Source organism: Streptomyces sp. WMMB303 (assembly GCF_029351045.1).
Lineage (GTDB): Bacteria > Actinomycetota > Actinomycetes > Streptomycetales > Streptomycetaceae > Streptomyces.
In genome coordinates this window covers 2,622,039-2,647,937 of the sequence record NZ_JARKIN010000001.1, presented here as the reverse complement: position 1 = coordinate 2,647,937, position 25,899 = coordinate 2,622,039, and the positions used below count along the sequence as shown (strand labels likewise).

Sequence of the window (25,899 nt, the reverse complement as noted above, 5' to 3'; positions counted from 1 at the left end):
CCTGATCGCCCTCCGGCCGGGCCGGTCGGGCGCCGCGGGCCGCTAGCTGCGCCGGGCGCGGTAGGTGCGCATCTTGGCGCGGCTCCCGCAGACGGCCATGCTGCACCAGCGGCTGCGCCCCGCCGGGCTGCGGTCGTAGTAGACCCAGCGGCAGTCGTGCGCCTCGCACGCCTTCAGCCGCTGCCAGGTGCCTTCGCCCGCCGCGGCGGCGATCCGGGCGGCCAGCTGAGCCGTGAGGGCGGGAAGGCCCGTGCGGCCGGGTGCGGGGCGCAGCACGGCTTCACCCCGGGATCCGAGCCGCAGCGCGAGCGGTGCCGCGTCCAGCAGCCGCTCCAGCGATGCTGCCGCCTCCGGCGGCACCGCCGTGCCCGTGTGTGCCGTACAGGCCGCGCGCAGCGCCTCCCGGAGCTCGCGGAGGTCCGCCAGGTCGGCCGGGCCGAGCCGGTATCGCGCCAGCCCGTGGTCGTCGGCGAATCGGGCCAGGTCCGCCGGGGAGGCCAGCCCGTCGGTGCCGGCTTCGATGTCGAGGGTGTTCACGAACTCCTGCACCAGACGGAGGGACTCGGGTGCTTCTCTGTCTCCCACTCTTGTGACGTTACCGGTCTTCACCCATCATGGGGTAACTCAAGCTGTTACCCCATGCAGACTTCTGGCGGTAACGGTCGGGCGGCGGCCGAGCGGCGCTCGCCGAGCAGCGGAGAGAGGAATCACGATGGCCATCCCCACGATGGGCGTAGTCGTACTCGACTGCCCCGACCCCCTGCGCCTGGCGGACTTCTACGCCCGGATGCTGGGCTGGACGGTGGATCCGGGCGGCGACAGCACGTGGGCCGAGGTGCGGGACACCGACGGCCGCAGGCGGCTGGCGTTTCAGGAGGCGTCCGGGTTCGTCCCACCGCAGTGGCCGAGCGGGGAGCACTCCCAGCAGCTCCATCTCGACCTCGACGTGCCACGGGCCCACCTGGAGGATGCCGAGCGGGAGGTGCTGGCGCTGGGCGCCCGGCTCATCCAGGACGACGCCGACGGTGCTCGGGATTTCCGCGTCTACCTCGACCCGGCGGGGCACCCCTTCTGCCTGTGCCTGTGCGACCACTGAGCGGCCGGGCGGCCGATCGCTGAGCCGCCCGGGGGAGCCTGCGGCGGCGCGCGGAAGGCGGAACGACGACGGCCAGGTCCCCTGCCGGGAGCCTGGCCGTCCTGCGTGCCGCGAGGTGACCGCCGCGGCGGTCACCTCAGGGGGTGCGCCTCAGCGGTCGGAGGTCACCGTCACCTTCTCGTCGTTGTTGAGCTGGCCGACGAGCTTCTTGACCTTGGCCTTGTCCCACTGCAGGTTGCCGTTCGGCGTCGAACCGGAGATCGGCATGTTCATGGAGGTGCCGTCGCCGCCGGAGACGCCCTTCATCGCCCAGAACATCGAGGCGACGTTCCACAGGCTCATGTCCTTGTCGACCTTGAGGGTGTCCAGACCCGCGCCCATCGTCGGGTAGAGCTTGAACGGGTTGAGCACGGTGCCGGGGGTCGCGGCCTGGTTCGCCAGTGCGGCGAGGAACTTCTGCTGGTTCTTGGTGCGGTCCAGGTCGCTGCCGGGCAGCGCGTACCGGGTGCGGACGAAGGCGAGCGCCTCCCGGCCGTCGAGGGTCTGCTTGCCCTTCTGGAAGTCGGCGCCGGACTTCTTGTCCTTGATGTCGCGGGGGATGTCCATCTCCACGCCGCCGACCGCGTCCACGATCTTGGCGAAGCCGCCGAAGCCGATCTCCGCGTAGTGGTCGATCCGCAGCCCGGTGTTGTGCTCGACGGTCCGGACCAGGAGCGTGGGCCCGTCCTCGGCGTAGGTCGCGTTGATCTTCGTCTGCCGGCCCTTGGCCGGGTACTTCTTGCCGGATTCGGACCCGGTGTAGGACGGCACCTCGACGTTGGAGTCACGCGGCAGCGAGATCATCGTGTTCCCGTTGCTGCCGACGTGCAGAATCATGATCGAGTCGGTGCGGCCGCCGTCGGTGGGCCCGCCGGTGTGCAGGTTCTTCCGCTCCTCGCCGCTCATGCCCTCGCGGCTGTCCGAGCCGACGATCAGATAGTTGGTGCCGTCGCCCGCGTCGGGGCGGTCCTCGACGATGCTGAGGTCCACCTCCCGGCGCAGCTTGGAGTCCGCCCAGAAGTAGGTGCCGACCGACCACACCAGCAGGACGACGACCAGGGTGAGCAGTGTCCACTTGGTGCGGCGGCGCCAGTCCGGCCGGGGACGGCCGCCGTAGTCACCGCCGCCGCCGCGGCCGCCGCCGTAGACCTGGCCCTCGCTGTAGCCGGAGTCGTAGCCGTCCTGCGGCTGTCCGTAGCGCGCGTCGTGGCCGCCCGGGCCGTACCCGGGGCCGCCCTGCCCGGAGCCCCGGGTCTGCGGGGGCACGCCGGGAGCCGATGTATGGGGCATGACACGTGTGGGGTCGGGCCGGGGCGCGCCGCGGCCACGACCTTCCCGGCCCCGCGAGCTGTCGGTCCAACCATCGGGCCACTGATTCATGTCCCGCAGTGTGCCTGCACTCCGAGGGGGGAACACAGGCCGGGTACCACTTCGGGGGAAGGCTGTAGCAGTTCTGATGCAGAATGCCGGGTTCTGAGGGGCTTCCTCCGCGCGCATAGGGTGGTGCACATGACCCACCAGGCGCACACGGCGCACGGCGAGCTCCCCGGCAAGCCGACGGCCGCCTCCCGTACCACGCTCTCCCACATCATGACGGCGGGTGACACCAACCTGCTCGGGACCGTGCACGGCGGGGTGATCATGAAGCTGGCCGACGACGCGGCCGGGGCCGTGGCCGGGCGCCACTCGGAGGGCCCTGCCGTCACCGCCTCCATGGACGAGATGGTCTTCCTCGAACCGGTCAGAGTCGGCGACCTCGTCCATGTGAAGGCCCAGGTCAACTGGGTCGGACGGACCTCCATGGAGGTCGGCGTACGGGTGCTGGCGGAGCGCTGGAACGAGTCGACGCCCGCCACCCAGGTCGGCTCCGCCTATCTGGTCTTCGCGGCGATCGACGAGGACGGCAAGCCGCGTTCCGTCCCGCCGGTGATCCCGGAGACCGAGCAGGACCGGCGCCGCTACCAGGAGGCGCAGATCCGCCGCACCCACCGGCTGGCACGCCGCCGCGCCATCAAGGAACTGCGCGCCAGCCGCTCCCCGGCCTGAGCCCGGCGCCCGGCACGCGCCCGGGACCGGTCCCGGGCAGCGGGCTCAGCTGCAGTCGGCCTCGTCCCCGCGCATCGGGGCCTCATCCGGGGTGCCGTGCGCGGCCGGGGCACGCACAGGCCGCACGTGCTGGTCCGGGTCGCCGATCGTGACCTTCATCCGCGCGCCGCGGTCCGGGTCCTTCACCAGCTTCGCCCCCGGCAGCGCCGCGGCCAGCGAGCGGGCCGAGCGGTCCCAGCGCGGGTCGTAGGCGACGGTCGTCCGGGCGTGCCCGGCGTGCCGTGCGTTGGAGGGCGCGCCGGTGGTGGCGAAACCGGTGCCGCGCAGCTCCCGGTCGATCCGTGCCCCGAGCCCTCGCCGGCCCGTGGCGTTCGCGACCTCGACGCGGATCTCGCGCGGGGCGACCTCGACCCGCGGTCCCCCGTCCGAGGCGGAGCCCCCTCGGTCGGAGCCGTCCCGCTCGGACGCCGCCGGACCGGACGCCGCCGGATCGGGTTCGGCCGGTGCGGAGAGCGGGCGGTCCGCGCGCAGGGCCGCGAACAGCTTCGCCGCCCTGGGCCGGTCCCATTCGACGGTGGAGCCCAGTCCGGGCACCCGGTGGTCGACGTCGGACAGCGGCACCGAGGCGAACTCCGAGGAGGCGAGCCTGAACCCGCGCATCGCCCGGCCCAGGGCCATCATCTGCTCGGTGCCGAATCCGGGATCGGCGCGGACCGACTCCAGCAGAGTGGCGGCCACCTTGTTGAAGCGCACGGGGTTCATCAGGACCCCGGTGTCCGTGGCCCGGGAGATGACCGAGGCGAGGAAGTGCTGCTGCCGCTTCATCCGGCTCAGGTCCGAGCCGCCGTCCAGGTGCCGGGCCCGCACGTACTGCAGCGCCTGGCCGCCGTTCAGTTTGGTGGTGCCCTTGGGCAGGTCGAGTCCCGAGTAGCTGTCCTTGAGCGGCTCGGTGGTGCAGACCGGAACGCCGCCCAGGACGTCCACCGTGCTCATGAAGCTGGTGAAGTCGACCTCCAGGTAGTGGTCGACGTGCACGTCGGTGAGTTTCTCCACCGCCCGCACGGTCAGCGGGGCGCCGCCCGCGGTATAGGCGGCGTTCAGTTTGGCCGGCCGCGCGGCCACCCGCTTGCCGGTCGCGCGGTCCTTGTGCGGCGGGAGCTCGGTGTAGGTGTCGCGGGGGAGGCTGACGACGCTGGCCCGGTCCCGGTCGCCGGAGAGGTGCACCAGCAGCATCGTGTCCGTGCAGTCGCAGGCCGAGCCGCCCAGGTTGTACCGCTCCTTCTGGGTCGCCGAGATCCCGTCCCGCCGGTCGGTCCCGACGACGAGGAAGTTGACGCCGTTGTCGCCCTTGGGGCGACTGTCGGTGTCGAGGTCGTCGAACGGGTCGACCCTGCGCACGTCCTCGCTCAGTCCGGTCACCATCGCATGGCCGACCCCGCCGGCGGCCAGCAGCAGCACGGAGACACCTGTGGCGATCCGCAGGCCCCAGCGCGGGCCCGGACGGCTCCAGCTCGGGCGGCGGCGGCCCCTGCCGGGACTCGTGCGGGTCCCCCGGGGGCTGCCGGGGCCATGGGGACCGCCATGAGGGGAGGAGGCGCGTCGAGGCAAGGTGGCCGCCTTCCGCGAGAGGAGGACAAACAGGAACAATACCTAGAGTGACAATAAGGTGACGTGAAGTTCCCACACTGTATGCCGGTACGATCTCCGGATCGTGCGTACACGCCGTCCCGGTCCGGGAGCCGCCTGCCGCGGGGTGCGTGCGTACGGATCGTTCGCCCGATCGCGGTAACGTGAGCGCCGTGACTCGCGAGAACCGACGTCCTTCCGCGGACGAAGCCCCGCCCCCCGTTTCCGTGATCATGCCGGTACTCGACGAGGAACGGCACCTGCGCAGCTCTGTGCGGCACATCCTGGAGCAGCGCTACGCGGGCGAGCTGGAAGTGATCATCGCACTGGGTCCGTCCACGGACCGCACGGACGAGATCGCCGCCGAGCTGGTCGCCGAGGACCCCCGCGTGCGCACGGTGCCCAACCCCACGGGCCGCACCCCCGCGGGGCTGAACGCCGCCATCGGGGCGTCCCGGCATCCGGTGGTGGTGCGGGTCGACGGGCACGGCATGCTCTCCGCCGACTACATCGCCACCGCCGTGCGGCTGCTGGAGGAGACCGGTGCGGCCAACGTCGGCGGCATCATGCACGCCGAGGGTGAGAACGCCTGGGAGCACGCCGTCGCCGCCGCGATGACCTCGAGGATCGGGGTGGGCAACGCCGCCTTCCACACCGGAGGCGCCGCCGGCGAGGCGGAGACGGTCTACCTGGGGGTCTTCCGCCGCGAGGTGCTGGAACAGCAGGGCGGGTACAACGAGGAATTCATCCGCGCCCAGGACTGGGAGCTGAACTTCCGCATCCGCTCCGCGGGTGGGCTGGTCTGGTTCTCGCCCGAGCTGCGGGTCTCCTACCGCCCCCGGCCCAGCGTGCGTGCCCTGGCCAAGCAGTACCGCAACTACGGCCGCTGGCGGCACGTCGTCGCCCGCTTTCACGCGGGCTCCATCAACCTGCGCTATCTGGCCCCGCCGGTCGCCCTGTGCGCCGTCGCGGCGGGTCTGGTGGCCGGTGCCGCCCTCACGCCCTGGGCGCTGGTGGTGCCCGGCGGCTACCTGGCGGCGATAGTGGCCGGTTCGCTGCCCGCGGGCCGGGGCCTCCCGCTCGCGGCGCGTGCGCAGATCCCGGTCGCGCTCGCCACCATGCACATGTCCTGGGGCTGGGGCTTTCTGACCAGCCCGAAGAAGCTGGCCCGCAAGGTCATCGCCAGCCGCCGCGAACCGGTTCCGGCGACGCGGTAGTGCGCGGCCGCGGGCGGCCGCGGCCCCGGTCGCCCACCGCGCGCGCCGGACCGCGCAGTCCGCGGTACACCGGCCCGCACAGCGCACGGTAAGGGGCGCCCTCCATGAGAGGACCGCCCCTTACTCGTGTGCGGTGTCCGGTGTCAGGTCCTCATCATGCGGTGTTCCGCGTCAGACCTCACCACGTGTAGTTCGGGTTGACGTCCATGCATTTCTTGTCGTCGCCCCGCAGCGCGTCCGCGCTGTCGGGCGCCTTGTGGTGGTCCTTGTCCGCGCCGCCGCCGTCGCTCTTCGGGTAGCTCGCGCCCTCCCGCCAGTCGGCACCGATCACGAGCGTGACCTGCTGCACGCCTGTGGAGTGCTTCACCAGCCGCTCGGGGACGCCGAGCGCCTCGGCGACCGCCAGCGCGTCGCCGCGCAGCTCCTCGCGCGGGTAGCGGACGGTGGTGTCGGCGCGGGACTGGGGCGTGGGGTCGGCCGCGGCCCGGCCGAAGCCCTTGCGGGTCAGGGTCTGCGCGACCTGACCCGCCCGGCCGGTGACCGGCCGCTGGAGGGAGGTGCCGGTCCCGTTCATCACACTCACCGGGAGGTCGGCCTTCGGCTGGGACGGCTCGGTCGGCTGCGCCGACTTGCTCGCCTCCGCCTTCTTCCGGTCCTTGCCGTCGAGCGCCACGTCGTTGCGCACGAGGGAGAAGACCTGGTCCGCGTCGCCCTTCTTCGGGACGACGTAGCTGCCGCCGCCCCCGTACTCCCACGGCATGGTGGCCATGGTTATCCGCTCGGTCGGCACCTGCTTGAGGTCGTTGCCCAGGTCGTAGAGCTTCTTGACGGTGCCGATCCCCTTGTCGACGGTGAGCGCCCTGGTGGCGGACTCCGCCAGGCCGCGCAGCTTGCCCGGGTCGCTCAGCTTCGTCCCGGACTTGAGCTGGCGCACCATCGCGTTCATGTACATGTGCTGGGCCCGCGCACGCCCTATGTCGGTGCCGTCGCCGAAGCCGTGCCGGGTCCGCAGCCAGCTCAGCGCCTGCTCCCCCTTGATGACAGAGGTTCCCTTCTCCAGCTTCAGCTTCGACTTCGGGTCGTGCACGTTCTCCTTGACACAGACCGGGACGCCGCCGACCGCGTCGGCCATGGAGACCACACCCGAGAAGTCGATCATCATGAAGTGGTCGACCGGGATGCCCGTCATCTCCTCCCAGGTCGCCACGGTGCACCCGGGGCCGCCGTGCTGGAGGCTGGTGTTGATCTTGTCCGTGGTCGTCGGATAGACCTTCCCGTCATCCGGGTCGGTGCACTTGGGAATCGTCGTCCTGGTGTCCCGCGGTATGGAGACGACGGACATGTTGCTGCGGTCCGCGGAGACGTGCAGCAGCATCTGCACGTCCGCCAGCGGCGGCCGGTCGCGGTCTGCGCGGGAGCCGCCGAGCCGGACGTTCTCCTCGGAGGCCCGCGAGTCGGAGCCCAGCAGCAGGATGTTCAGCGGGGTCTGCCCCGCGGCGTTCGGGTCCGAGTGGTGGAGCTTGTTGTCCCCGAGGTTGAGGTCGTCCTTGCTCAGGTTGCCGTTGAGGTGCTGGTAGTAGAAGTAGCCCGCCGCCGCGGTCGCGAGTATGAGCACCGAGAGGACGGCCACGGACCAGCGCAGCACGCGGCGGCCGCGGTTCCGCCGTGGCCGCAGCACGCGGCGGCCGCGGCTCCGCCGCGGAGCGCCGTTCACCGCCGGGCCCTCGCCGTCCGCCCCGGAGACGCCGCCGCCGTCCGGTCCGCTCCGCCCGCCGCCCGCACCGGGCGCGGGTGCCGCACCGGGCGTGGACGCGGCGGCGGAAGGGCGCCCGGAGCGGGGGCCGGGCTCTGCCGGGCGCTCCCCGTACAGGCTCTCGTCCCAACCGCGGTCGGCGGCTGTGGGAGCGCCGCGCCGCGTCTCTCCGCCGTCGGTGTCGTGGTGCCGCACGGGACCTCCCGGGGGTGTTCCTGTTGTGCTGCCCCCGGGCGTCCGGTGGGACGTGCCGGAGGGGTCTGCGTCATTTCGCGCACACGTTCTTGTCGTTGGCGTTGACCTTGTCGACCCCGGACGGTGCCTTGTCGGGTGCCCCGACCGACTTGCCCGGGGCGGTGAAGTCCTTGCCGAGGGTCAGCTTCATGCTGGGACCCGCTCCCTCGGTCTTCTTCAGCGCCGAGTCCGGCAGCTTCAGCAGGTCGGCCAGCCTGGCGGCCGCGCCCTCCTGGGAGGGGGCGAATTCCAGTCGCGTCCTGGAGAGCTGCTGCGGTGCGTTGCCACCGGAGACCGCCTTGCCCGCGCCCTTGTCCACCAGCCACTCCACCGTTCCGGCCGCCGCTCCCGAGGGGCCGCCGCCGTTGAGCACGGAGACGTCGACCTCGGACACCGGGGCCTTCTCCACCTTCGGCTTGTCCGACTTCTTCTTGTTCTTCCCGGTCAGGGACTTGTCCTCCTGGACCATCCTGAACAGCGGGTCGGCCTTGCTCTTGTTGAGGAGGACGGTGGCCTTGTTGTTCGGGTTGTCGACGACCGGGACCGTGGCGAAGGTGATGTTCTTGATGTTGACCCGCTTGAGGTCGTTCGCCAGGGCCATCAGCTTCTTGACGCTGCCGATGCCGGGGTCCACGGTCAGGGCCTTGGTCGTGGCGTCGCTCAGTTTGAACAGCTTGGAGGGGCTGCTGAGGGTGTCCCCGGACTTCATCTTGCGGATCATCGAGCTGAGGAACTGCTGCTGCAGCTTGATCCGGTCCAGGTCGCTGCCGAAGCCCACCGCGTGCCGGGTCCGGACGAACGCGAGCGCCTGCTCGCCCTGGACGGTGTGCTTGCCCGCTTTCAATTTCAGATGCGACTTGGGGTCGTTTATCGCCTTCTCGGTGCAGACCTCGACGCCGCCGACCGCCGTCGAGAGCTCCTTGACGGCGTTGAAGTCCGCCATCATGAAGTGGTCGATCTTCACCCCGACCAGCTCCTCGACCGTGTTCCAGGTGCAGGTCGGGTTCCTGTCCTCCTGGCCGAGGCTGGTGTTGAAGCGGACGTTCTGGTCCCCCCGGATGACCTTGGTGGAACCGTTCTCCTGCTTGATCTCGCAGTCCGGGATGTCGGTGATCATGTCGCGCGGGATGGACAGCGCGGTGGCGTTGGAGCGGTCCTCGGACACATGGAAGAGGAAGGTGGTGTCGGCGTGGCCGACGCTTCCGGCGTCGCCGTAGCCCGTGTTGCCCTTGCCCTCGCGGGCGTCGGTGCCGATCACCAGGATGTTGACGGGGCCGTCCTTGACCGCGGGGTTGTTCCTGCCGACGTCGACCTTGTTGATGTTGCCGTTGAGCCGCTGGTACCAGACGACGCCGCCGACGCAGCCCGCCACCATCAGGAGGCCGACCGTGCCGCCGCCGATCCGCAGCACCTTCTGCTTCCGGGAGAGCTGCCGCTTGGCCTTCCGGCGCCCCCGGCCGCCGCCCCTGCCCGGCGCCTCGCCGGAAGCGGTCCGCTCGGAGGCGCGGGCCCGGCGCTGAGCCGGCAGCCGTGCCTCGGCCCGCCGCGCGGAGCGGGACCCGGTGCCGTCGCCGCCCTCACCCGTGCGGGAGCGCTGACGGTCCCCACCGGAGCTCTCGGACCGCCTCCCGCCGCCGGAAGGGGCGGGCGCGTCCGTGCTCTCGTCCGGGGAGGCGCTTCTCTGGCGCGGGGCGGACGTGCGGCGGGAACCGGGCCGACGGGAAGAGTCGTCGGCTTCGGGGTTCAGTCGCAGTTCGTAGCTGCCGGTGCTCGGGTTGAACACCCACTGATCCGCGGGATCGACATTCCCCGCGTGCCCACGGCCTTGCGCGTCCACGATTGCGTAAGTCCTCCATAGAACCGGCTGCTGATGCCGCCCCGGGGCCGACCGGAGCGCTCACACTATCCGGCAGGTTCCGCCGCCAGCGACGGCGGTGACAAGTTCTGTGCAGCCGGAAACGGTCAATTCGCCTCAATCTCAGCGCGCTGTGTTCGCGCAGATGTCCAGGTCCGCCGTCGTTCCGCGGTACGACCCGTCCGTCTTCTCCTTTCCGTCCTTCTTCCCCGTTCCGCCTTCTCCGACGGCCACCGGGCTGTCCTCGCGCAGTTTGGTGAAGAGTTCGTCGGCGGCGGGCTGCACCAGCTCGTCCCGATTGATGTCCAGTTTGTACGACTGCCGGGGCACCGTAAGGAAACGGATGTGGTCTTCCGGGATATCGCGTACGCTCCGCACCAGTTCGTACAGTTCGGAGAGGGAATCAAGGCCGGAATCCGCGGTCAGCGACGAGGTCGCGGCATCCAGCACGGGATAGGCGCGCGTGGGGTTCAGCAGAACTCCCTTGCTGCGCACCTTCTTCACCAGAGATCCCAGAAATCGTTGCTGGCGCTCGATGCGCTGGGTGTCGCTGCCGTTTCCCAGACCGTGCCGGGCGCGGACGTAGCCGAGCGCGTCCTCCCCGTCGAGGGTCTGCCGCCCCGCGGGCAGATCGAGCTTCGCCTCCCGGTCGTGCACCGGCTCCGCCAGGCAGACCTCCACCCCGTCCACCGCGTCCACCAGCTTCTTGAAGCCTTTGAAGTCCACGACCAGGTGGTGGTCGACGCGGATACCGGTCAGCTTCTCCACCGTGCGGATGGTGCAGGCCGCGCCGCCCCGCTGGAACGCCCAGTTGAACTGCGCGAACTGCGGGGCGGTGGTGGAGCCGTCCGGCTTGCGGCAGTCGGGGATGTCCACCATCAGATCCCGCGGTATCGACATCCCCGTCGCGCCGCGCCCGTCGGCGGCTATGTGCAGCAGGATCGCGGTGTCCGAGCGCTGACTGCCCTCGTCGTGCCCGTAGGCGCCGTTGCCGTCGCCGCGGTTGTCCGAGCCGAGGACGAGGATGTTGCGTGCCTCCTGGGTGCCGCGCACCGGAGTGGGCCGCTCCTTCTCGTAGGGCGCCAGCGCCTGCGCGGTGCCCGCGTCGGTGCGGATGTTGCCGTCCAGTTTCCGGTAGAGGGACCAGCTGGTCGCCGCGGAGGCCAGGACGAGCACTGCGGCGCCCAGCGCCGCCCAGCGGGGCCAGCGGCGCCGGCGCGTCCGGATGGAAGCCGTACTGGACGCGCCGGAATCGGCATCGGTGGTGCCCGGATCGGTCACGAGTGTTCATCCCTCGGGTGGCGGCGACACCGGCGCACGCGGAGTACAAGGCGTACACCCGCACGGGTGCGCCGGTCATGAAGACAGACGCTCGAATCACTCGCAAGGTTGTACGGACCATCCGGCCCAGGTGTCCCGGGGAGGGCCGTGCCGGGTGCTCAGCCGGCGGTGTGCGTCACCCGCTCGTCCGCCGCGCGCTGCCGGCGGGCGGCGGCGTCCAGCTGATCGGCGCGGGGTGCGAGCACCACCGAACCGCCCACGGCCAGCGGTGCCAGCAGCCCCGCGCTGAGTCCGTCCCAGCCGTCCCACGGCAGCGCGGACAGCAGCCGGGCGCCGGGCTCCAGTCCCCGCGCGGTGGCGTCCGCCCGGGCGCGCTCGACGACCTGCGCGCCCGTCAGCTCGCCGCCGTCGGGCAGCGCCAGGCTCGAGGCGTCCGCGTCCACGGGTTCGTACGGGGCGAAGTGGTCGCCCTGGCCCGGCACCTCCACCGCGTAGTCGGCGAACCCCTCCGGCGGCTGGGGGAAGCGCCCGCCCATGGGGCGCAGGCTGAGTGCCACCCGCTCGCCGGAGCAGGCGCGGGCCGCCTCCAGGGTCTCCGGTCCCGCCACCACCAGGTCGGCGCGGTCGGGATCGCCGCCGAGATCGGCCGCGACCCCGACCGAGGAACAGGCCAGCAGCCAGACCGCCGTCTGCCAGTGCGCCGGGAGCAGCAGCGCGAGCCGGTCCCCGGGTTCGGCCGAGAGTTCGTCCTGGAGCAGGTTCGCGGTTTTCGCCACCCAGTTGGCGAACGTCGCCACCGAGAGCTCGACGCGCTCGCCCGTGGCGTCGTCGTAGTAGGTCAGCAGGGGGCGTGCCGGGTCGTCGGTCAGCGCGGTCCGCAGCAGGTCGGCGGGGGTGCGGTCGGAGGCGTTCATTCCTGCAAGCGTACGCGGGCGCCCAACTGGCGGTGCGTCAATGGACGGGAATGATCATATATGTCCATGATCTGAAGTATGCGTGCGAATCGTAGTCAAACGGTCGGTGTCGTGAGCGCGACGGCGCTGCTGCTGTCCCTCGCTCCCCTCGCCGCGGCAGCCACAGCGGCCCCGGCGGCCCCGGCGTTCCCGTCCTCGTTCTCCAAGGCACCCCAGTCCTCCGCGGCTTCCGCCTCCGCCGGGTCCGCGATTCCGGGCCGCACCCAGTCGCTCTCCTTCGCCGGGTCCTCGGAGGGAGATCCCGGTGCTCGCGCGGCGGAATCGCCCGACGCCGGGGTGCGGGTCCCGGCCCGCACCGTCCGCCCGTACTCCCTCCTGGGTGTGGTCTGGGACGGGGCCGGTACCCCGCTGCGCGCGCGGGTGCAGGTCCGCACCCGCGACGCGGACTCCGGACACTGGTCGGCGTGGCGGCACCTGGAGAACCATCCCGTGGACGCCCGAGGCGGCGCTCGCGGGCCGGCCCGCGGCGCCACGGCTCCGCTCTGGGTCGGCTCCTCCGACGGCGTCGAGGCGCGGGTGCTGCCGGAGCGCACGGAGCACGGCGGCTCTCTGCCCGACGGGCTCCGCCTGGAACTGGTCGACCCGGGCCCCGATCCGAGCCCGGCCCAGGGGAAGACTCCCGGCCACTCCGCGGTCCCCGGCCCGTCGGAGAAGCCCGCGGACGGTCAGCGGGACGACACGGCGGCGGGTGCGGCGGCGGAGGGGGCCGGAGCAGGCGCGGCGAAGGCGGAGCCCGCCGGGGCGGACTCCGCGGAGGGTGCCGGCGGCAGGGTGCTGCCCGCCCTCTCCCGGGAGGCGACCCGCTCCCAGTACCCGCAGGCCGGGTCGTTCACCGGCCCACGGCCGCGCATCGTGACCCGTGCGGGCTGGGGCGCCGACGAGAAGCTGCGGGAGGCGGAGTTCCGCTACACCGACACGGTCAAGGCCGCCTTCGTCCACCACACGGCCATGACCAACGACTACGCCTGCGACAAGGCGCCCTCCCTCATCCGTGCGATGTACCGCTACCACGTCAAGAGCAGCCATTGGCGGGACATCGGCTACAACTTCCTCGTGGACAAGTGCGGAAACATCTACGAGGGGCGGGCCGGGGGCGTGGCCAAGCCGGTGATGGGAGCGCATACCTACGGTTTCAACACCGACAGCACAGGCATCGCGGTCCTCGGCTCCTACGGCAAGCAGGAACCCTCCGAGCACGCCGTGGACGCACTCGCCCGGCTCACCGCGTGGAAGCTGGGGCTCTTCGGAGCCGACCCGGCCGGCAAGACCTGGCTGACGTCCGGTGGCGGCAAGTTCAAGAAGGGGCGGAAGATCCACTTCCACACGGTTTCCGGACACCGGGACGGATTCGTCACCGAGTGCCCCGGCGACCGGCTCTACGCGAAGCTCGGCGCCGTCCGCAGCGCTGCGGCCCGGTTGCAGGGCCGCTGATCCGGCGCCGGGCCGGTGATCCGCCGCGCGGCCGGCCACCTCGGGCCGGACCGCCGCAGCCCACCGCTGCACGCGGTGACCGCGGTGACCGCGCGAAGCGGAGCAACCGCTCAGCCCCCGGGCCGCGTCTGCCGGGGACGGCCGTACCGGGCCGCCCACGCGTCCGCACGCGTCTGAATAGACTGTCCGCCGGCCACCCGAAGGGCGGTCGGCGGACCCCGGCAGGAAGCAGAGACAACAGGTGACAGAAGCGATCCTTCTGGTCGGGGGCAAGGGCACCCGGCTGCGTCCGCTCACGGTGAACACCCCCAAGCCCATGGTCCCCGCCGCGGGCGTGCCCTTCCTCAGCCACCAGTTGGCCAGGGCCCGCGCCGCGGGCGTCGACCACGTGGTGATGGCCACCTCCTACCTCGCCGAGGTCTTCGAGCCGTACTTCGGCGACGGCTCCCAACTGGGCCTGCATCTGGAGTACGTCACCGAGGAGGAGCCGCTGGGCACCGGCGGCGCCATCCGCAACGTCGCCTCCCGGCTGCACTCGGGCCCCGACGAGCCGGTACTCGTCTTCAACGGCGACATCCTCTCCGGCCTCGACATCCGCGCCCTGGTCGACGAGCACTCCCGGGCCGCGGCCGATGTCTCGCTGCATCTGACCCGGGTGACCGACCCGCGGGCCTTCGGGCTCGTCCCCACGGACGGTTCGGGACGCGTGACGGCTTTCCTGGAGAAGCCGCAGACGCCCGAGGAGATCGTCACCGACCAGATCAACGCGGGTGCCTACGTGTTCACCCGCTCGGTCATCGACACCATCCCCGCGGGACGCCCCGTCTCGGTGGAGCGCGAGACCTTCCCCGGACTGCTGTCCGCCGGGGCGACGCTGCACGGTATGGTCGACTCCACCTACTGGCTCGACCTGGGCACCCCCGAGTCGTTCGTCCGCGGCTCCGCCGACCTCGTGCTGGGCCGCGCGCCCTCGCCCGCCGTACCGGGCCGCTGCGGGGAGCGGCTGATCCTGGAGAGCGCCGACGTGGCGCAGGACGCCAAGCTCACCGGCGGCACCGTCGCCGGAGCCGGGGCCGCGGTCGGCTCCGGCGCCCGGATCGACGGCAGCGCCCTGCTGGACGGCGCTGTGGTGGCGCCCGGCGCCCGGATCCGCGACTCGCTGATCGGCGCGGGCGCCCGCATCGGCGCCGACACCGTGCTGGACGGTGCGGTCATCGGCGACGGAGCCGTCGTCGGCGAGGGCAACGAGCTGCGCGGCGGCATCCGGGTGTGGTGCGACGCCCGGATACCGGCCGGCGCGGTGCGCTTCTCCTCGGACCAGTAGCCGCGCCGTCCCCCGGCGCTCCGGGTCTCGTTCCGCCGGCGCCCCTACCGGGCCGCCCGCCCGTCGGGCCGCCGCCGGGTCCGGCTGTCGGTGCCGGGCCGTAGTCTTGCTGCCCGTGTCACTCACCCGCTCCTGGACCCCGCCGGGCCCGTACGACCTGCACGGCAGCCTGCGCGTGCTGCGCCGGGGGCCGTACGACCCGACGTACCGCACCGAGGACGGTGCGATCTGGCGCGGCACCCGCACCCCCGACGGTCCCGCGACGCTGCGGCTGTCCCGTAGGCGGGAAGCCGACGGCGGCGCCGTGTGCGCCGAGGCGTGGGGGCCGGGGGCCGGGTGGCTGCTGGACGGGCTGCCCGCGCTGCTGGGCGCGGAGGACGACCCGGCCGCCTTCGTCCCGCACCACGCTGTCGCCCGGGAGGCGCACCGACGCCATCCCGGGCTGCGGCTCGTCCGCACGGGGCGGGTGCTGGAGTCGCTGATCCCCTCCGTGCTGGAGCAGAAGGTCACCGCCGAGGAGGCGTACCGCGCCTGGCGGCTGCTGGTCCGCAGATTCGGCGAACGCGCACCGGGGCCGCATCCGCACCTGTGGGTGATGCCCCACCCGCGCGACTGGCTGCGCATCCCCTCCTGGGAGTGGCACCGCGCCGGGGTCGACCAGAAGCGCTCCGCCGCCGTGCTGCGCGCCCTCCAGCGGGCCGGCCGGATGGAGGAGGCGGCCCACCTGGATCTGGACGCGGCACTGGCCCGGCTCCAGGCCATTCCGGGCATCGGCCCGTGGACGGCCGCCGAGGTCCTGCAGCGCTCGAACGGGGAGCCGGACGCCGTCACGGTGGGGGATCTGCACCTGCCGGGCCAGATCGGCTACGCCCTCACCGGCGCCCGCGGCACCGATGACGACGGCATGCTGGAACTCCTGGCTCCCTACGAGGGGCAGCGGCACCGCGCCAGCCGGCTCATCCTGCTGGGCGGCCCGCGGATGCCGCGCCGTGCTCCCCGCTTCCCGGTGGGGAACATAGCGCCGCTGTAGGGCGCGCGGGCACAGCGGTACCGGCGGCGCCGAGGGCGGTGGCGCCGCCCGGGACGGCCCTCAGCAGGCGGTCACCGCTCGACGACGAAGTCGGCCGCGGAGCGCGGCGGGCGCTCCCGGGGCGGGGCCGCCGGATGGCCGATGGCGACCGCGCCCATCGGGTCCCACCCCTCGGGCAGGTCCAGCACCTCGCGCACCACGTCCCGGCAGAACATGGTGGAGGAGATCCACGCGGACCCCAGCCGCTCCCCGGCCAGCGCGACGAGGAAGTTCTGGATGCCGGCGCCCGTCGCGACGACGAACATCTCCCGTTCGGCGGCGTTCCGCCGCGCGTCCGGGTAGGTGTGCGAGCCGTCCATCACCAGGCAGGGCACGGCCAGGCAGGGCGCGTTGCGCAGCACGTCGCCGCGCTTGACGCGCTTGGCGATGCTCTGCTCGCTCTTCTCGTCGCCGCGCAGGTCGGCGATCCAGGCGTCCCGCATGGCGTCCAGCAGCCGGATCCGCGACTCGGCGCTCTCCAGCAGCACGAACCGCCACGGTGTGGTGTGGTGCGGGGCCGGTGCGGTCACGGCGGCGGCGACCGCGCGCCGCACGGCCTGCCCGTCCACCGGCTCCGCGGTGAACTCCCGTACGGTGCGGCGCAGCGTCACCGCCTCGCGCACGGCCTCCGAGGTGCCCAGCCGGAACATGTCGGCGGCCGCGTCGCGCACCAGCGCGCGCGCCGTCGCCTCGCCCCCGGGCGACTCGGGGGACCCGTTGGACTCGTTGGACCCTGTGCCCGTCTCCGCGCTGCCGGGCGCGGGCAGCACGTGGTGGGCCAGTCCGCGCAGCACCGCGACCGGCAGCCCGCTCGCCTTGCGCTTGACCAGTTCGCCCGCTCCCGCCAGCTCGTCGCCGACGGCGGTGACGGTCACGCCCAGCGCGTTGCCGTACATGTCGACGCCGCCGCGCAGGTCCTCCAGGACCCGCACCCCGGCCGCGCCGATGGCCACGTCGGTCTGGCCCGTGCGCCAGGGCCGCCCGAAGGTGTCGGTGACGACGACGCCGACGGTGACGCCGAGCGCCTCCCGCACCCCGTCCCGCAGTCGCCGGGCCGTCGCGTCCGGGTCCTCGGGCAGCAGCAGCACGGTGCCCTCGGGGGTGTTGGAGGCGTCGACGCCGGCCGCGGCCATCACGAAGCCGTGCCGGGACTCCACGATCCGGGCCGGGCCGCGCCGCGCGACGACCCGCACGGTCTCCGCGTCGATGGCGGCCTCGCGGTCGTCGGCCCGGACGATGCGGCCCTCGGCCTTGCTGACGATCTTCGAGGTGACGACGAGCACGTCGCCGTCCGCCAGTCCCCGCCCGCCGGGCGCGGTCGCCGCGTCGACCAGGAGCCGGACCAGGTCGTCGCCGGGGCTTACGTCCGGGATGCCGGGCAGCGCCCAGACCTCGTAGGAGGTGCCGGGTCCGCTCCCGACCCGGTCCGCCCGCTCGGCTGCCGCGGCGCGGTCGGCCGCCGCGGGTGCCGTGGCCCGCGGGTTCTGCTCCTGCCCGGGCGCCCCGGTCGTCACCGCCGTCACGCGCGCACCTCCTCCGCCAGCGCCAGCGCCTGCCGGGCCATCTCCGCGGTGGTCTCCTCGTCGCTCATCAGCAGCGGCACGGCGCGGCAGCGGATGCCCGCGTCCTCGACGGCCCCCACGGTGTCGGCGTCCGCGGTGTCGACGAGCCAGCCGTCCAGCAGCCCCGAGCCGTAGTGCGCGGCGACGGCCGCCGCTGTGGTCTCGACTCCGACGGCGGCCAGCACCTTGTCGGCCATGCCGTGCACGGGGGCGTTCCCGATGATGGGCGAGAGGCCGACGACCGGTACCCCGGCGTCCGCGATGGCCTCCCGGATGCCGGGTACGGCCAGGATCGTGCCCACGCTGACGACGGGGTTGGAGGGCGGGAAGATGACGGTGTCCGCCGCGGCGACGGCCTCCAGCACACCCGGTGCGGGCCGGGCGGCGTCGGCGCCGACGGGCACCACGGCGTGCGCGTCCACGGAGGCCCGCAACCGCACCCAGTACTCCTGGAAGTGCACCGCCTTGCGTCCGGCCGTCCCGTCCCCGCCGTCCTCGCCCCGGCCGGAGTCCGCGGCGTCCGGGTCGTCGATCAGCACATGGGTCTCGACCCGGTCGTCCGTCATGGGCAGCAGCTTCACCCCGGGCTGCCAGCGGGCGCAGAGCGCCTCGGTGACGGCGCTGAGCGGATAGCCCGCGGAGATCATCTGGGTGCGGACGATGTGGGTGGCGAAGTCCCGGTCGCCCAGCCCGAACCACTCGGGGCCCACGCCGTAGGCGGCCAGTTCCTCCTTCACCGCGAAGGTCTCGTCTGCCCGCCCCCAGCCCTGTTCCTCGTGGATGCCACCGCCCAGGGTGTACATCACGGTGTCGAGGTCGGGGCAGACCTTCAGGCCGAACAGATGGATGTCGTCACCGGTGTTGCCGACGACGGTGATCTCCGCGTCGGGCACCGCGAACCGGAGCCCGCGCAGGAAACGGGCACCGCCGATGCCCCCGGCCAGAACCACAATGCGCTGCATGGGCACCAGTCTCGCAGCCCGCTGCCCGCCCCCGACATCAGGTGCCCCGCCCGGTGCCGGAGTGCCGCGTCCCCGGCGTCAGGCCGGCGACGCCTGCGCCGGATTCCGTGCGGCGCGGGGGCCGCTGGAGCAGTGCTGGGGCATCTCGGTCAGTCCGGGCGTGTAGATGTGCACACTCACGACGGGTTCCAGCCCGTCGTTGACCACTTCGTGCACATATCCGGGCGCGAAGACGCGCACCGTGCCGGTGCCGAGCACTCGGGTGCCGGGTCCGGCCGTGCCGCTCGTGCCGCGTCCGCCTCCGGTCGCGGCGTGCCCGTGCTCGGTCAGTTCACCCACGAGCACGCCGAACACGCCGGACGAGCGCCCGTGGTCGTGCCGGCCGCTGCCCTGCCCGGGCAGCCAGCTCAGCAGCCACATCTCGTAGCCCGGGCCGGTGCGCAACCGGTGGTACCAGCGCAGGGTCGGGTCGTAGCGCACCAGCGGCGCCCAGGCGGCCCGGTCGGCGGCCAGTGCGCTGATCAGCCCGGCGAAGTCCGCGACGGTGGCCGGGTGGGCCGGGGGAGCGGGGAGCAGATGGGGGACGGCGAGCGGGTCGCCCGCGATTTCGAGGTCGCTGTTCACGTGCGGAAGTGCCTTTGTGCGGGCCGACCGGAGCCGGGCGGCGGGCGGAGCCGCACCCGGTGCGAGCCGGGGCGGCGGGAAAGGGGGCGCGACAGGGCGTGCGGGGTGTGCGGAGGGGGGGAACGCACTCCGTCGGAGCGGCTGCTCGGTGGCGGGTCGCGGGTGCTCGGATCAGCGCGGGCCGGACCTCAGCGGCACCTCGGCGGCACCTCAGCGACAGGGTGTGTGGCAGCCGCGCGGACAGCGACAGCGGTGCGGCTCCAGGACATGAGAGGCGGCACGGAGGTGCGCGCGGGCACCTCCGGCAGACCGCATGGCGGGGGCGCCACCGGTCGTACGGGTCTCAGAGGTCACTGCCATGCGCTCCAGAACAGCGCCCCCGTGCCCCAGGTGTCAACCTGTTGTCGCGTTTGTGGCGAATGTTTCACCCCTTCCGGCGTCCTCGACCGGTGAAAGGTTTGCGCCCGCCCGCGCGGGAGACCTGGCGCAGTAGCCCGGCCTGCACGCCGTTGCGCCTTCGTGATCAGAGTGTGATCAGGGCCATCCGAGGGTTGGTGCGGAACGTGACCGCAGGTCATCGCGTTCTGAATACAGGAGCCGGGAAAACGCTCTGGCTCCGAGCACGAGTGTCATATTTCGTAGTGATTTGAACACTTACTGCGAAAGCTTGGTTCCGCCGGGTGAATAACGGGCTCAATAGCAGATCTCGGCTTGACTGCCCCGGATCGGCACACTTGTAATTTCACTCGTGTCGTTCATGAGGGTTCGATAACGACAGCATCACGGGGTCGAAGAGACGGATCGAGGGGCGCACATGACCGAGCTGTTCCAACAACTGCTGGTCGAAGAGGCGGACGAGGAGCTGGGTTGGCAGGAGCGCGCCCTGTGCGCGCAGACCGACCCGGAGTCGTTCTTCCCCGAGAAGGGCGGATCCACCCGCGAAGCGAAAAAGGTCTGCCTCGCGTGTGAAGTCCGCTCCGAATGCCTCGAATACGCCCTCGCCAATGACGAGCGTTTCGGTATTTGGGGCGGCCTGTCCGAGCGTGAACGGCGCCGACTGAAGAAAGCCGCTGTCTGACCCGGCCGCGCGCCGGACCGTCGAACAGCCGCACCCAGGAGGGGCCCGGACGACCGGGCCGGGCCGTGCACCGCGAGCCGGGCAACCAGCAGCCGGCCCCGGGCAGTTGCGCGGAGGCGCCGGGCGCGTGAGGGTGAGCCGTTAGTGTGGGGCCGTCCACGACGCACACCACCCTGGCAAGGGCGTGCGCTCACCGCTCCGATACGCGTCTTCCGGGGGCTTGCAGCCACACCGCGGCACCGCCGCGAGGCCCCGGCACCCCGGGGAGGGCCCCTACCTCGATGTCCGTGCACAGCCACATGGCGGCCCACTACGAGGCGGCCGCAGCAGGGTTGGCCACCTTGGAGCCGCCCGAGTCCCCCCGGCACGTCGTCACCGCCGTCCTCGTCGCCCACGACGGCGCCCGCTGGCTTCCCCGCGCACTGAGCGGACTGCTGGAACAGAACCGCCCCGTGCAGAACATCATCGCGGCCGACACCGGCAGCGCGGACGACACCGCCCGGCTGCTGACCGACGCGCTCGGCGCCGAGCGCGTCCTGCACATGGCGCGGCGCACCGGGTTCGGCACCGCCGTCGAGGAGGCCGCACGCACCGCGCGCCGGCTCACCCCCGAGGACCTGCCGTATCTCAAGCGGCCCAGCGGCTGGGACCCGGTCAACCGCACCTGGCGCGACGACACCTACGACCTGCCCGAGCTGCCCTACGGCGAGCCCGTGGAGTGGCTGTGGCTGCTGCACGACGACTGTGCCCCCGAACCGGACGCCCTGGCCCAGCTCCTGCGGGTCGTCGACGCGGACCCCTCCGTCGGCGTCGTCGGCCCCAAACTGCGCAGTTGGTACGACAAACGCCAGCTCCTGGAGGCCGGGGTCTCCATCGCGCACAGCGGACGGCGCTGGACCGGCATCGAGCGCCGCGAGCAGGACCAGGGCCAACACGACCAGGTGCGCCCCGTGCTGGCCGTCTCCACCGCCGGCATGCTCATCCGCCGCGACGTCTTCGACCAGCTCGGCGGATTCGACCGCCGGCTGCCCCTGATGCGTGACGACGTCGACCTGTGCTGGCGCGCCCAGTCCGCCGGGCACCGGGTGCTGACCGTCCCGGACGCCGTGCTGCGGCACGCCGAGGCCGCCTCCCGGGAACGCCGCCCGGTCGACTGCGTGGGGCGCTCCAGCAGCGGTGCCAGCCCGCACCGCGTGGACAAGGCGGGCGCCGTCTACACCCTGCTCGCCAACGTGCCCGGCACCCTGTTGCCGTGGGTGCTGCTGCGCCTGGTCGTCGGCACCGTGCTGCGCACCCTCGGCTATCTCATCGGCAAGGTGCCCGGACAGGCCCTGGACGAGATCACCGGCCTCTCCGGCACCCTGCTGCGCGGCGGCCGCGTCCTGGCGGCGCGCCGCCGACGGGGCAGACCCGCCGTGCCGCACAAGGAGCTGCGGCCGCTCTTCCCGCCCCCCGGGGCCACTCTGCGAGCCACCCTCGAACAGGCCACCAGCAGCCTTCCCGGACGCCCCGAACCGGACTCCTCCACCGCGGGCCGGCACGGCGCCGCCGAGTCGGGCCCCGGGGACGAGGACGCGGACTTCCTGGAGGTCGAACAGTTCGCACGCGTCAAGCGGCTCGGACAGAAGCCCGGGCCCGTCCTGTTCGCCGTCCTGCTGGGCGTCTCCCTGGTGGCCTGCCGGGCGCTGCTGGGCGGCGGCGAGCTGGCGGGCGGCGCGCTGCTGCCCGTGCCCGACGGGGTCTCGGAGCTGTGGGCGCGCTACGCGGAGGGATGGCATCCGGTGGGAACCGGCGGCACCGTAGCGGCACCTCCCTATCTCGCCGTCCTGGCCACGTTCGCCACCCTGCTGTTCGGCAGCACCGGATTCGCCCTGACCGTGCTGCTGGTCTGCTCGGTCCCGCTCGCCGGTGTCACCGCCTACTTCGCCTCCCGCCCCCTGGCCGACTCCCGCCTGGTGCGCGCCTGGGGAAGCGTCGCCTACGCGTTCCTGCCCGCCGCCACCGGCGCGCTCGCCCAGGGCCGCATCGGCACCGCCGTGCTCGCCGTACTGCTGCCGCTGCTGGCGCGGGCCGCCGTGGCGGCGAGCGGACTGCGCGGCAGGGGCGGCTGGCGCGCGGCCTGGGCCTATGCGCTGCTGCTGACGTTCACGACCGCGTTCACCCCCGTCGTGTGGCTGATCGCCGCCGTGCTGGCGGTCGCGGTGCTCGCCGTGCGCCGCGCGGACGGCGCCTCGCTCGGCGCGCTCCTCGCCCGGCTGGCCGCCGTCCTGGGGACGCCGCTGGTGCTGCTCGCGCCGTGGTCGCTGTCGCTGTTCACCAGCCCCGCGCAGTTCCTCGGCGAGGCCGGTCTGGAGTACGGCACCGGCGCGGCCTCCGCGTTCGACCTGCTGACCCTCTCCCCGGGCGGCCCGGGGACCACGGACGGGCTGTTCCTCGTCGGCCTCGTCCTGGCCGGGCTCGCCGCCCTGCTGCGCAGCGAGCGGCGGCTCGCCGTCTCCGCCGCGTGGGTCGCAGCGCTGGCCGGGCTGCTGGCGGCCGCGGTGTCCAACGGCTCCGCCTGGGCCGGCCCCGCCACGCTCGTCTACGGGCTCGCGCTGCTGTGCGCCGCCGCGGTCGGTGCCGAGGGCGCCAAGGAGCGGGTGGCTGCGCAGAGCTTCGGCTGGCGTCAGCCCGCCGCCGCCCTGGTCGCCGCCGCCTGCGTGCTCGCCCCGCTGGTCGCCGCCGGGGGATGGATGCTGGGCGGCGCCGACGGTCCGCTCTCGCGGCGCGACCCGGTACAGGTGCCCGCGTTCGTCGCCGAGGAGAGCACCACCAGCGACCAGGCCCGCACTCTGGTCCTGGACCAGCCCGAGGGCGCCACGGGCGTCACCTACACGCTCACCCGCGGCGCGGGCGCCCGGCTGGGCGACGCCGACCTGGCGGCGGCCGAGGGCGACGACGGGCGCCTGGACGGAGTGGTCTCCAATCTGGTGGCCGGCTCCGGCGCCGACCAGACCAGCCAACTGGGCGGCTACGCGGTCCGGTACGTGCTGCTGCGCGACGGCGCCGCGCGCCGGGTCAGCCGCACCCTGGACGCCACGCCCGGACTGACCCGGCTCAGCCAGGAGGACGGCAGCGCGCTGTGGCGCGTCGACCGCCAGGTGTCGCGCGTCTCGATCGTCCCGGGCGACCCGGACAACGGCGCCGGCGGCGCGGTGACCGCCCCGGTGGCCGTGCCGGCCGGTCCGGTCGCCTCGCACGCGACGCTGCCGTCCGGCCCCTCGGGACGGGTGCTGCGGCTCGCGGACCGTGCCGACGCCGGCTGGCAGGCCACCCTCGACGGCAGCCCGCTCAAGAGCGTCACGGTGGACGGCTGGGCGCAGGGCTTCGAACTGCCGACCAGCGGCGGCAAGCTGGAGCTCGACTATCGGACGCCCCTCTCGCACACCGTATGGGTGTGGGCGCAGGGCTTCCTGCTGCTGGTCGTCGTCGTCCTCGCACTGCCGGGCCGACGCCGGGACGTGGACGACGACCTGCCCGAGACCGAGCCGGCGGCGCCGGACCCGTCGGCGGCGGGAGAGGGCCGCAGGGCCCGCAGGCTCCGCGCCGCAGCAGAGGCCGCCGAGGCGTCCCCCGCGCAGTCCGCGCAGGAACAGCCCCCGATGCCGCCCGCCGACCCGGCGCCGCCGCAGCAGCCGATGCCGGACCAGCCCGAGTACGACCCGTACGGCCGGCAGCCGATGCCGGACCAGTCGGAGTACGACCCGTACGGCCGGCAGCCCTATGTGCCGCAGCAGTCCCCGTACGCCGACCCGGCGGGCTACGGACAGGGCGCTCCGTACGAGCAGCCCCCCTACGACGCCTACGGTGCGGCCCCCTACGGTCAGCTGCCGCAGCAGCCGTACGACCAGGGGCACCAGGAGCAGCAGTACTACGGCGCCCAGCCCGGCTACGACGCCTACCAGCAGCAGTCCTACGAGGAATGGCAGGCCCAGCAGTACGCGGCGCAGCAGTACGCCGCGCCGTACGACCACCCGCAGGGCCACGACCACGGCGGCGCGTACGGCCACGACAGCAGGTACGGCAACGGCGACGGGAGCGAGCAGCAGTGAACCGCACAGTCCTCAGCGTCGGAGCGGTCACCGTCGCGCTCGCCGCCGTGACCGGCGTCGCCGCGCTCACCGCCCCCGGAGAGGCGGCGAGCAGCGCCGAGAGCCTCGGGACGGCGGCCCGCAAGCCGGTGGAGCGCTCGACGCTGGTCTGCCCGTCACCGAGCACGTCCGATGTCGCGGAGACCACCTACGAGGCGTTCACACCCAAGGGCGGCCCCGGCAAGAAAGGCGGCGCGGCCCTGTACCCGGCCGAGCGCGCCGACCCGGAGGACCCGGCTGACGGCAAGGACGGCAAGGGCGACAAGGACGACAAGGGCTCCGAGGAGGGTGCGGGAGGCGAGGAGACCGCAGAGAAGGAGAAGGGGAACGGCAAGCCCTTCCTCTCCCTCAGCAGCCCAGGCACCCCGGTCGCGGCCGAGACGGACGACCCCGAGGCTCCCGCGCTGACCGGCACCGCCGACGGTCCTTTCGCGCCGGGCTGGACGGTGCAGCAGACGACGACCGTCGCCGCCGGAGCGGGGCGCGGTCTGCAGGGCACGTCCTGCTCGGTGCCGGACACCTCGTTCTGGTTCCCGGGCGCCAGTACGGCCGAGGGCCGGCAGGACTACGTCCACCTCACCAACCCGGACAGCACCCCCGCGGTCGTCGACCTGGAGCTGTACGGCAAGGAAGGCGAGGAGAAGGCGGAGCAGGCCGGACAGGGCAGCGGCGAGGGGATCACCGTCCCGCCGCACGCCACGGTTCCCGTACTGCTGTCCACTCTGACCCCCGAACCGGTCACCAACGTGACGCTGCACGTGGTCGCGCGGTCCGGCCGGGTGGGTGCCCAGGTCCAGTCCTCGGACCGCAAGCTGGGCGGTGACTGGCTGGCGCCCGCCGCCGACCCCGGGCCCGGTCAAGTACTGCCGGGCATCCCCGAGGACGCGACGGCCGTCCGGCTCTCGGTGCTCGCCCCCGGCGGCGCGGACGCGGACCTGAAGGTGCAGCTCGCGGGCAAGTCCGGGCGGATCAGCCCGGCCGGGCACGAGTCCCTGCACGTGAAGGCGGGCATGGTCACCACCGTCGACCTCAAGGGCCTGATCAAGGGCGAGGCCGGGTCGCTGGTGCTCTCCCCGGCCGAGGACGGCGAGGACGCCCCCGATGTGGTGGCGGCGGCGCGGGTGCTGCGCGGCAAGGGGAGCAAGCAGGAGACGGCGTTCGTCCCGGCGACGGTGCCGGTGCAGAAGCGGGCCACCGCCGCAGGCAACACCGCGCGCGGGACCACGCTGGCGCTCGCCGCCCCGGAGGGCGGCGCGAAGGTCCGGGTGACCGCGTCGCCCGGCAGCGGCGGCGGCAGCGCCAAGAGCACCACCGTGACGCTCAAGGCGCACACCACCAAGGCGTTCACCCCGCCCCGTCCCGCGGACGGCAAGGGCGGATACGCGGTGACGGTGGAGCGCCTCTCGGGCGGCCCGGTCTACGCCTCCCGCACGCTGGAGCGCGAGCAGTCCGGCGTTTCCGGATTCACGGTCCAGACACTCCCGGACGACCGGAGCACGGTCGCCGTACCCGAGTCGGCCCAGGACCTGTCGGTGCTCAACGACGACTGAGCGCGTGGAGCGGACGGGGGACCGGACCGTCCGCTCCCACCGGCGGGT

19 protein-coding genes are annotated in these 25,899 nt (G+C 73.1%); 9 read left to right on the top strand and 10 right to left on the bottom strand.

All coding sequences use genetic code 11. The features are described from left to right. Positions 1-42 precede the first annotated feature (42 nt). Positions 43-585, bottom strand: coding sequence for a CGNR zinc finger domain-containing protein (locus P2424_RS11800; protein WP_276475709.1), 543 nt, complete (start codon positions 583-585; stop codon positions 43-45). Positions 586-712: 127 nt separating this feature from the next. On the opposite strand from P2424_RS11800, the gene P2424_RS11795 reads away from it, so the two are divergent. Continuing rightward, on the top strand, positions 713-1,096 hold the full coding sequence (locus P2424_RS11795) for a VOC family protein (protein ID WP_276475708.1): 384 nt from the start codon (positions 713-715) through the stop codon (positions 1,094-1,096). Positions 1,097-1,246: 150 nt separating this feature from the next. Here the strand turns inward: P2424_RS11795 and P2424_RS11790 are convergent, their stop codons facing one another. After that, positions 1,247-2,515, bottom strand: coding sequence for an LCP family protein (locus P2424_RS11790; protein ID WP_276475707.1), 1,269 nt, complete (start codon positions 2,513-2,515; stop codon positions 1,247-1,249). Between the two features lie 129 nt (positions 2,516-2,644). Here P2424_RS11790 and P2424_RS11785 point away from each other — a divergent pair, with 129 nt between their 5' ends. Next, positions 2,645-3,181: an acyl-CoA thioesterase gene (locus P2424_RS11785; RefSeq protein WP_276475706.1), complete on the top strand. Its 537-nt coding sequence runs from the start codon at positions 2,645-2,647 to the stop codon at positions 3,179-3,181. A 45-nt stretch (positions 3,182-3,226) separates the two neighbouring features. Here the strand turns inward: P2424_RS11785 and P2424_RS11780 are convergent, their stop codons facing one another. Beyond that, positions 3,227-4,639, bottom strand: coding sequence for an LCP family protein (locus P2424_RS11780; RefSeq protein WP_276475705.1), 1,413 nt, complete (start codon positions 4,637-4,639; stop codon positions 3,227-3,229). Between the two features lie 341 nt (positions 4,640-4,980). Between P2424_RS11780 and P2424_RS11775 the strand changes: the two genes are divergently transcribed. Beyond that, a complete protein-coding gene (locus P2424_RS11775) occupies positions 4,981-6,024 on the top strand; it encodes a glycosyltransferase family 2 protein (protein WP_276475704.1) in 1,044 nt (347 codons plus the stop codon). A gap of 178 nt (positions 6,025-6,202) precedes the next feature. On the opposite strand, the gene P2424_RS11770 is transcribed toward P2424_RS11775, so the two are convergent. The 4 genes from P2424_RS11770 to P2424_RS11755 form a co-directional block, all read right to left on the bottom strand. Continuing rightward, a complete protein-coding gene (locus P2424_RS11770; protein ID WP_276475703.1) occupies positions 6,203-7,972 on the bottom strand; it encodes an LCP family protein in 1,770 nt (589 codons plus the stop codon). Positions 7,973-8,042: 70 nt separating this feature from the next. Then, positions 8,043-9,848 (bottom strand): LCP family protein, encoded by a 1,806-nt coding sequence (locus P2424_RS11765; RefSeq protein WP_276475702.1) that lies wholly within the window; start codon positions 9,846-9,848, stop codon positions 8,043-8,045. 141 nt (positions 9,849-9,989) lie between these two features. Further along, the gene (locus P2424_RS11760) at positions 9,990-11,147 is read right to left on the bottom strand and encodes an LCP family protein (RefSeq protein WP_276475701.1); all 1,158 of its coding nucleotides are present in this window, start codon (positions 11,145-11,147) and stop codon (positions 9,990-9,992) included. A 158-nt stretch (positions 11,148-11,305) separates the two neighbouring features. Beyond that, positions 11,306-12,061, bottom strand: coding sequence for a TIGR03089 family protein (locus P2424_RS11755; RefSeq protein WP_276475700.1), 756 nt, complete (start codon positions 12,059-12,061; stop codon positions 11,306-11,308). 78 nt (positions 12,062-12,139) lie between these two features. Between P2424_RS11755 and P2424_RS11750 the strand changes: the two genes are divergently transcribed. The 3 genes from P2424_RS11750 (at position 12,140) to P2424_RS11740 (ending at position 15,906) form a co-directional block, all read left to right on the top strand. Then, on the top strand, positions 12,140-13,552 hold the full coding sequence (locus P2424_RS11750; protein ID WP_276475699.1) for a peptidoglycan recognition protein: 1,413 nt from the start codon (positions 12,140-12,142) through the stop codon (positions 13,550-13,552). A gap of 241 nt (positions 13,553-13,793) precedes the next feature. After that, positions 13,794-14,876, top strand: a complete 1,083-nt coding sequence (locus tag P2424_RS11745; protein WP_075002256.1) for an NDP-sugar synthase — start codon at positions 13,794-13,796, stop codon at positions 14,874-14,876. A gap of 115 nt (positions 14,877-14,991) precedes the next feature. Then, a complete protein-coding gene (locus P2424_RS11740) occupies positions 14,992-15,906 on the top strand; it encodes a DNA-3-methyladenine glycosylase 2 family protein (protein WP_276475698.1) in 915 nt (304 codons plus the stop codon). A gap of 71 nt (positions 15,907-15,977) precedes the next feature. Here P2424_RS11740 and P2424_RS11735 read toward each other — a convergent pair whose 3' ends face one another. The 3 genes from P2424_RS11735 to P2424_RS11725 all read right to left on the bottom strand — a co-directional run bounded on the left by P2424_RS11735 (position 15,978) and on the right by P2424_RS11725 (position 19,093). Next, positions 15,978-17,468, bottom strand: coding sequence for a coenzyme F420-0:L-glutamate ligase (locus tag P2424_RS11735; RefSeq protein ID WP_276475697.1), 1,491 nt, complete (start codon positions 17,466-17,468; stop codon positions 15,978-15,980). Continuing rightward, complete coding sequence (cofD, locus tag P2424_RS11730) at positions 17,465-18,469, bottom strand: 2-phospho-L-lactate transferase (RefSeq protein ID WP_276475696.1); 1,005 nt, start codon at positions 18,467-18,469, stop codon at positions 17,465-17,467. Before cofD ends, P2424_RS11735 begins: the two co-directional genes overlap by 4 nt. Before the next feature lie 78 nt (positions 18,470-18,547). After that, the gene (locus tag P2424_RS11725; protein ID WP_276475695.1) at positions 18,548-19,093 is read right to left on the bottom strand and encodes a cysteine dioxygenase family protein; all 546 of its coding nucleotides are present in this window, start codon (positions 19,091-19,093) and stop codon (positions 18,548-18,550) included. Positions 19,094-19,907: 814 nt separating this feature from the next. On the opposite strand from P2424_RS11725, the gene P2424_RS11720 reads away from it, so the two are divergent. From P2424_RS11720 to P2424_RS11710, 3 genes are all read left to right on the top strand, one after another. Then, positions 19,908-20,171 carry a WhiB family transcriptional regulator gene (locus tag P2424_RS11720; RefSeq protein ID WP_004952403.1) on the top strand — a complete coding sequence of 88 codons (264 nt, stop codon included), beginning with the start codon at positions 19,908-19,910 and terminating at the stop codon, positions 20,169-20,171. Positions 20,172-20,452: 281 nt separating this feature from the next. Continuing rightward, on the top strand, positions 20,453-24,262 hold the full coding sequence (locus P2424_RS11715; RefSeq protein WP_276475694.1) for a glycosyltransferase family 2 protein: 3,810 nt from the start codon (positions 20,453-20,455) through the stop codon (positions 24,260-24,262). Further along, on the top strand, positions 24,259-25,851 hold the full coding sequence (locus tag P2424_RS11710; RefSeq protein WP_276475693.1) for a DUF5719 family protein: 1,593 nt from the start codon (positions 24,259-24,261) through the stop codon (positions 25,849-25,851). The genes P2424_RS11715 and P2424_RS11710 overlap by 4 nt, the downstream gene beginning before the upstream one ends. Positions 25,852-25,899 lie beyond the last annotated feature (48 nt).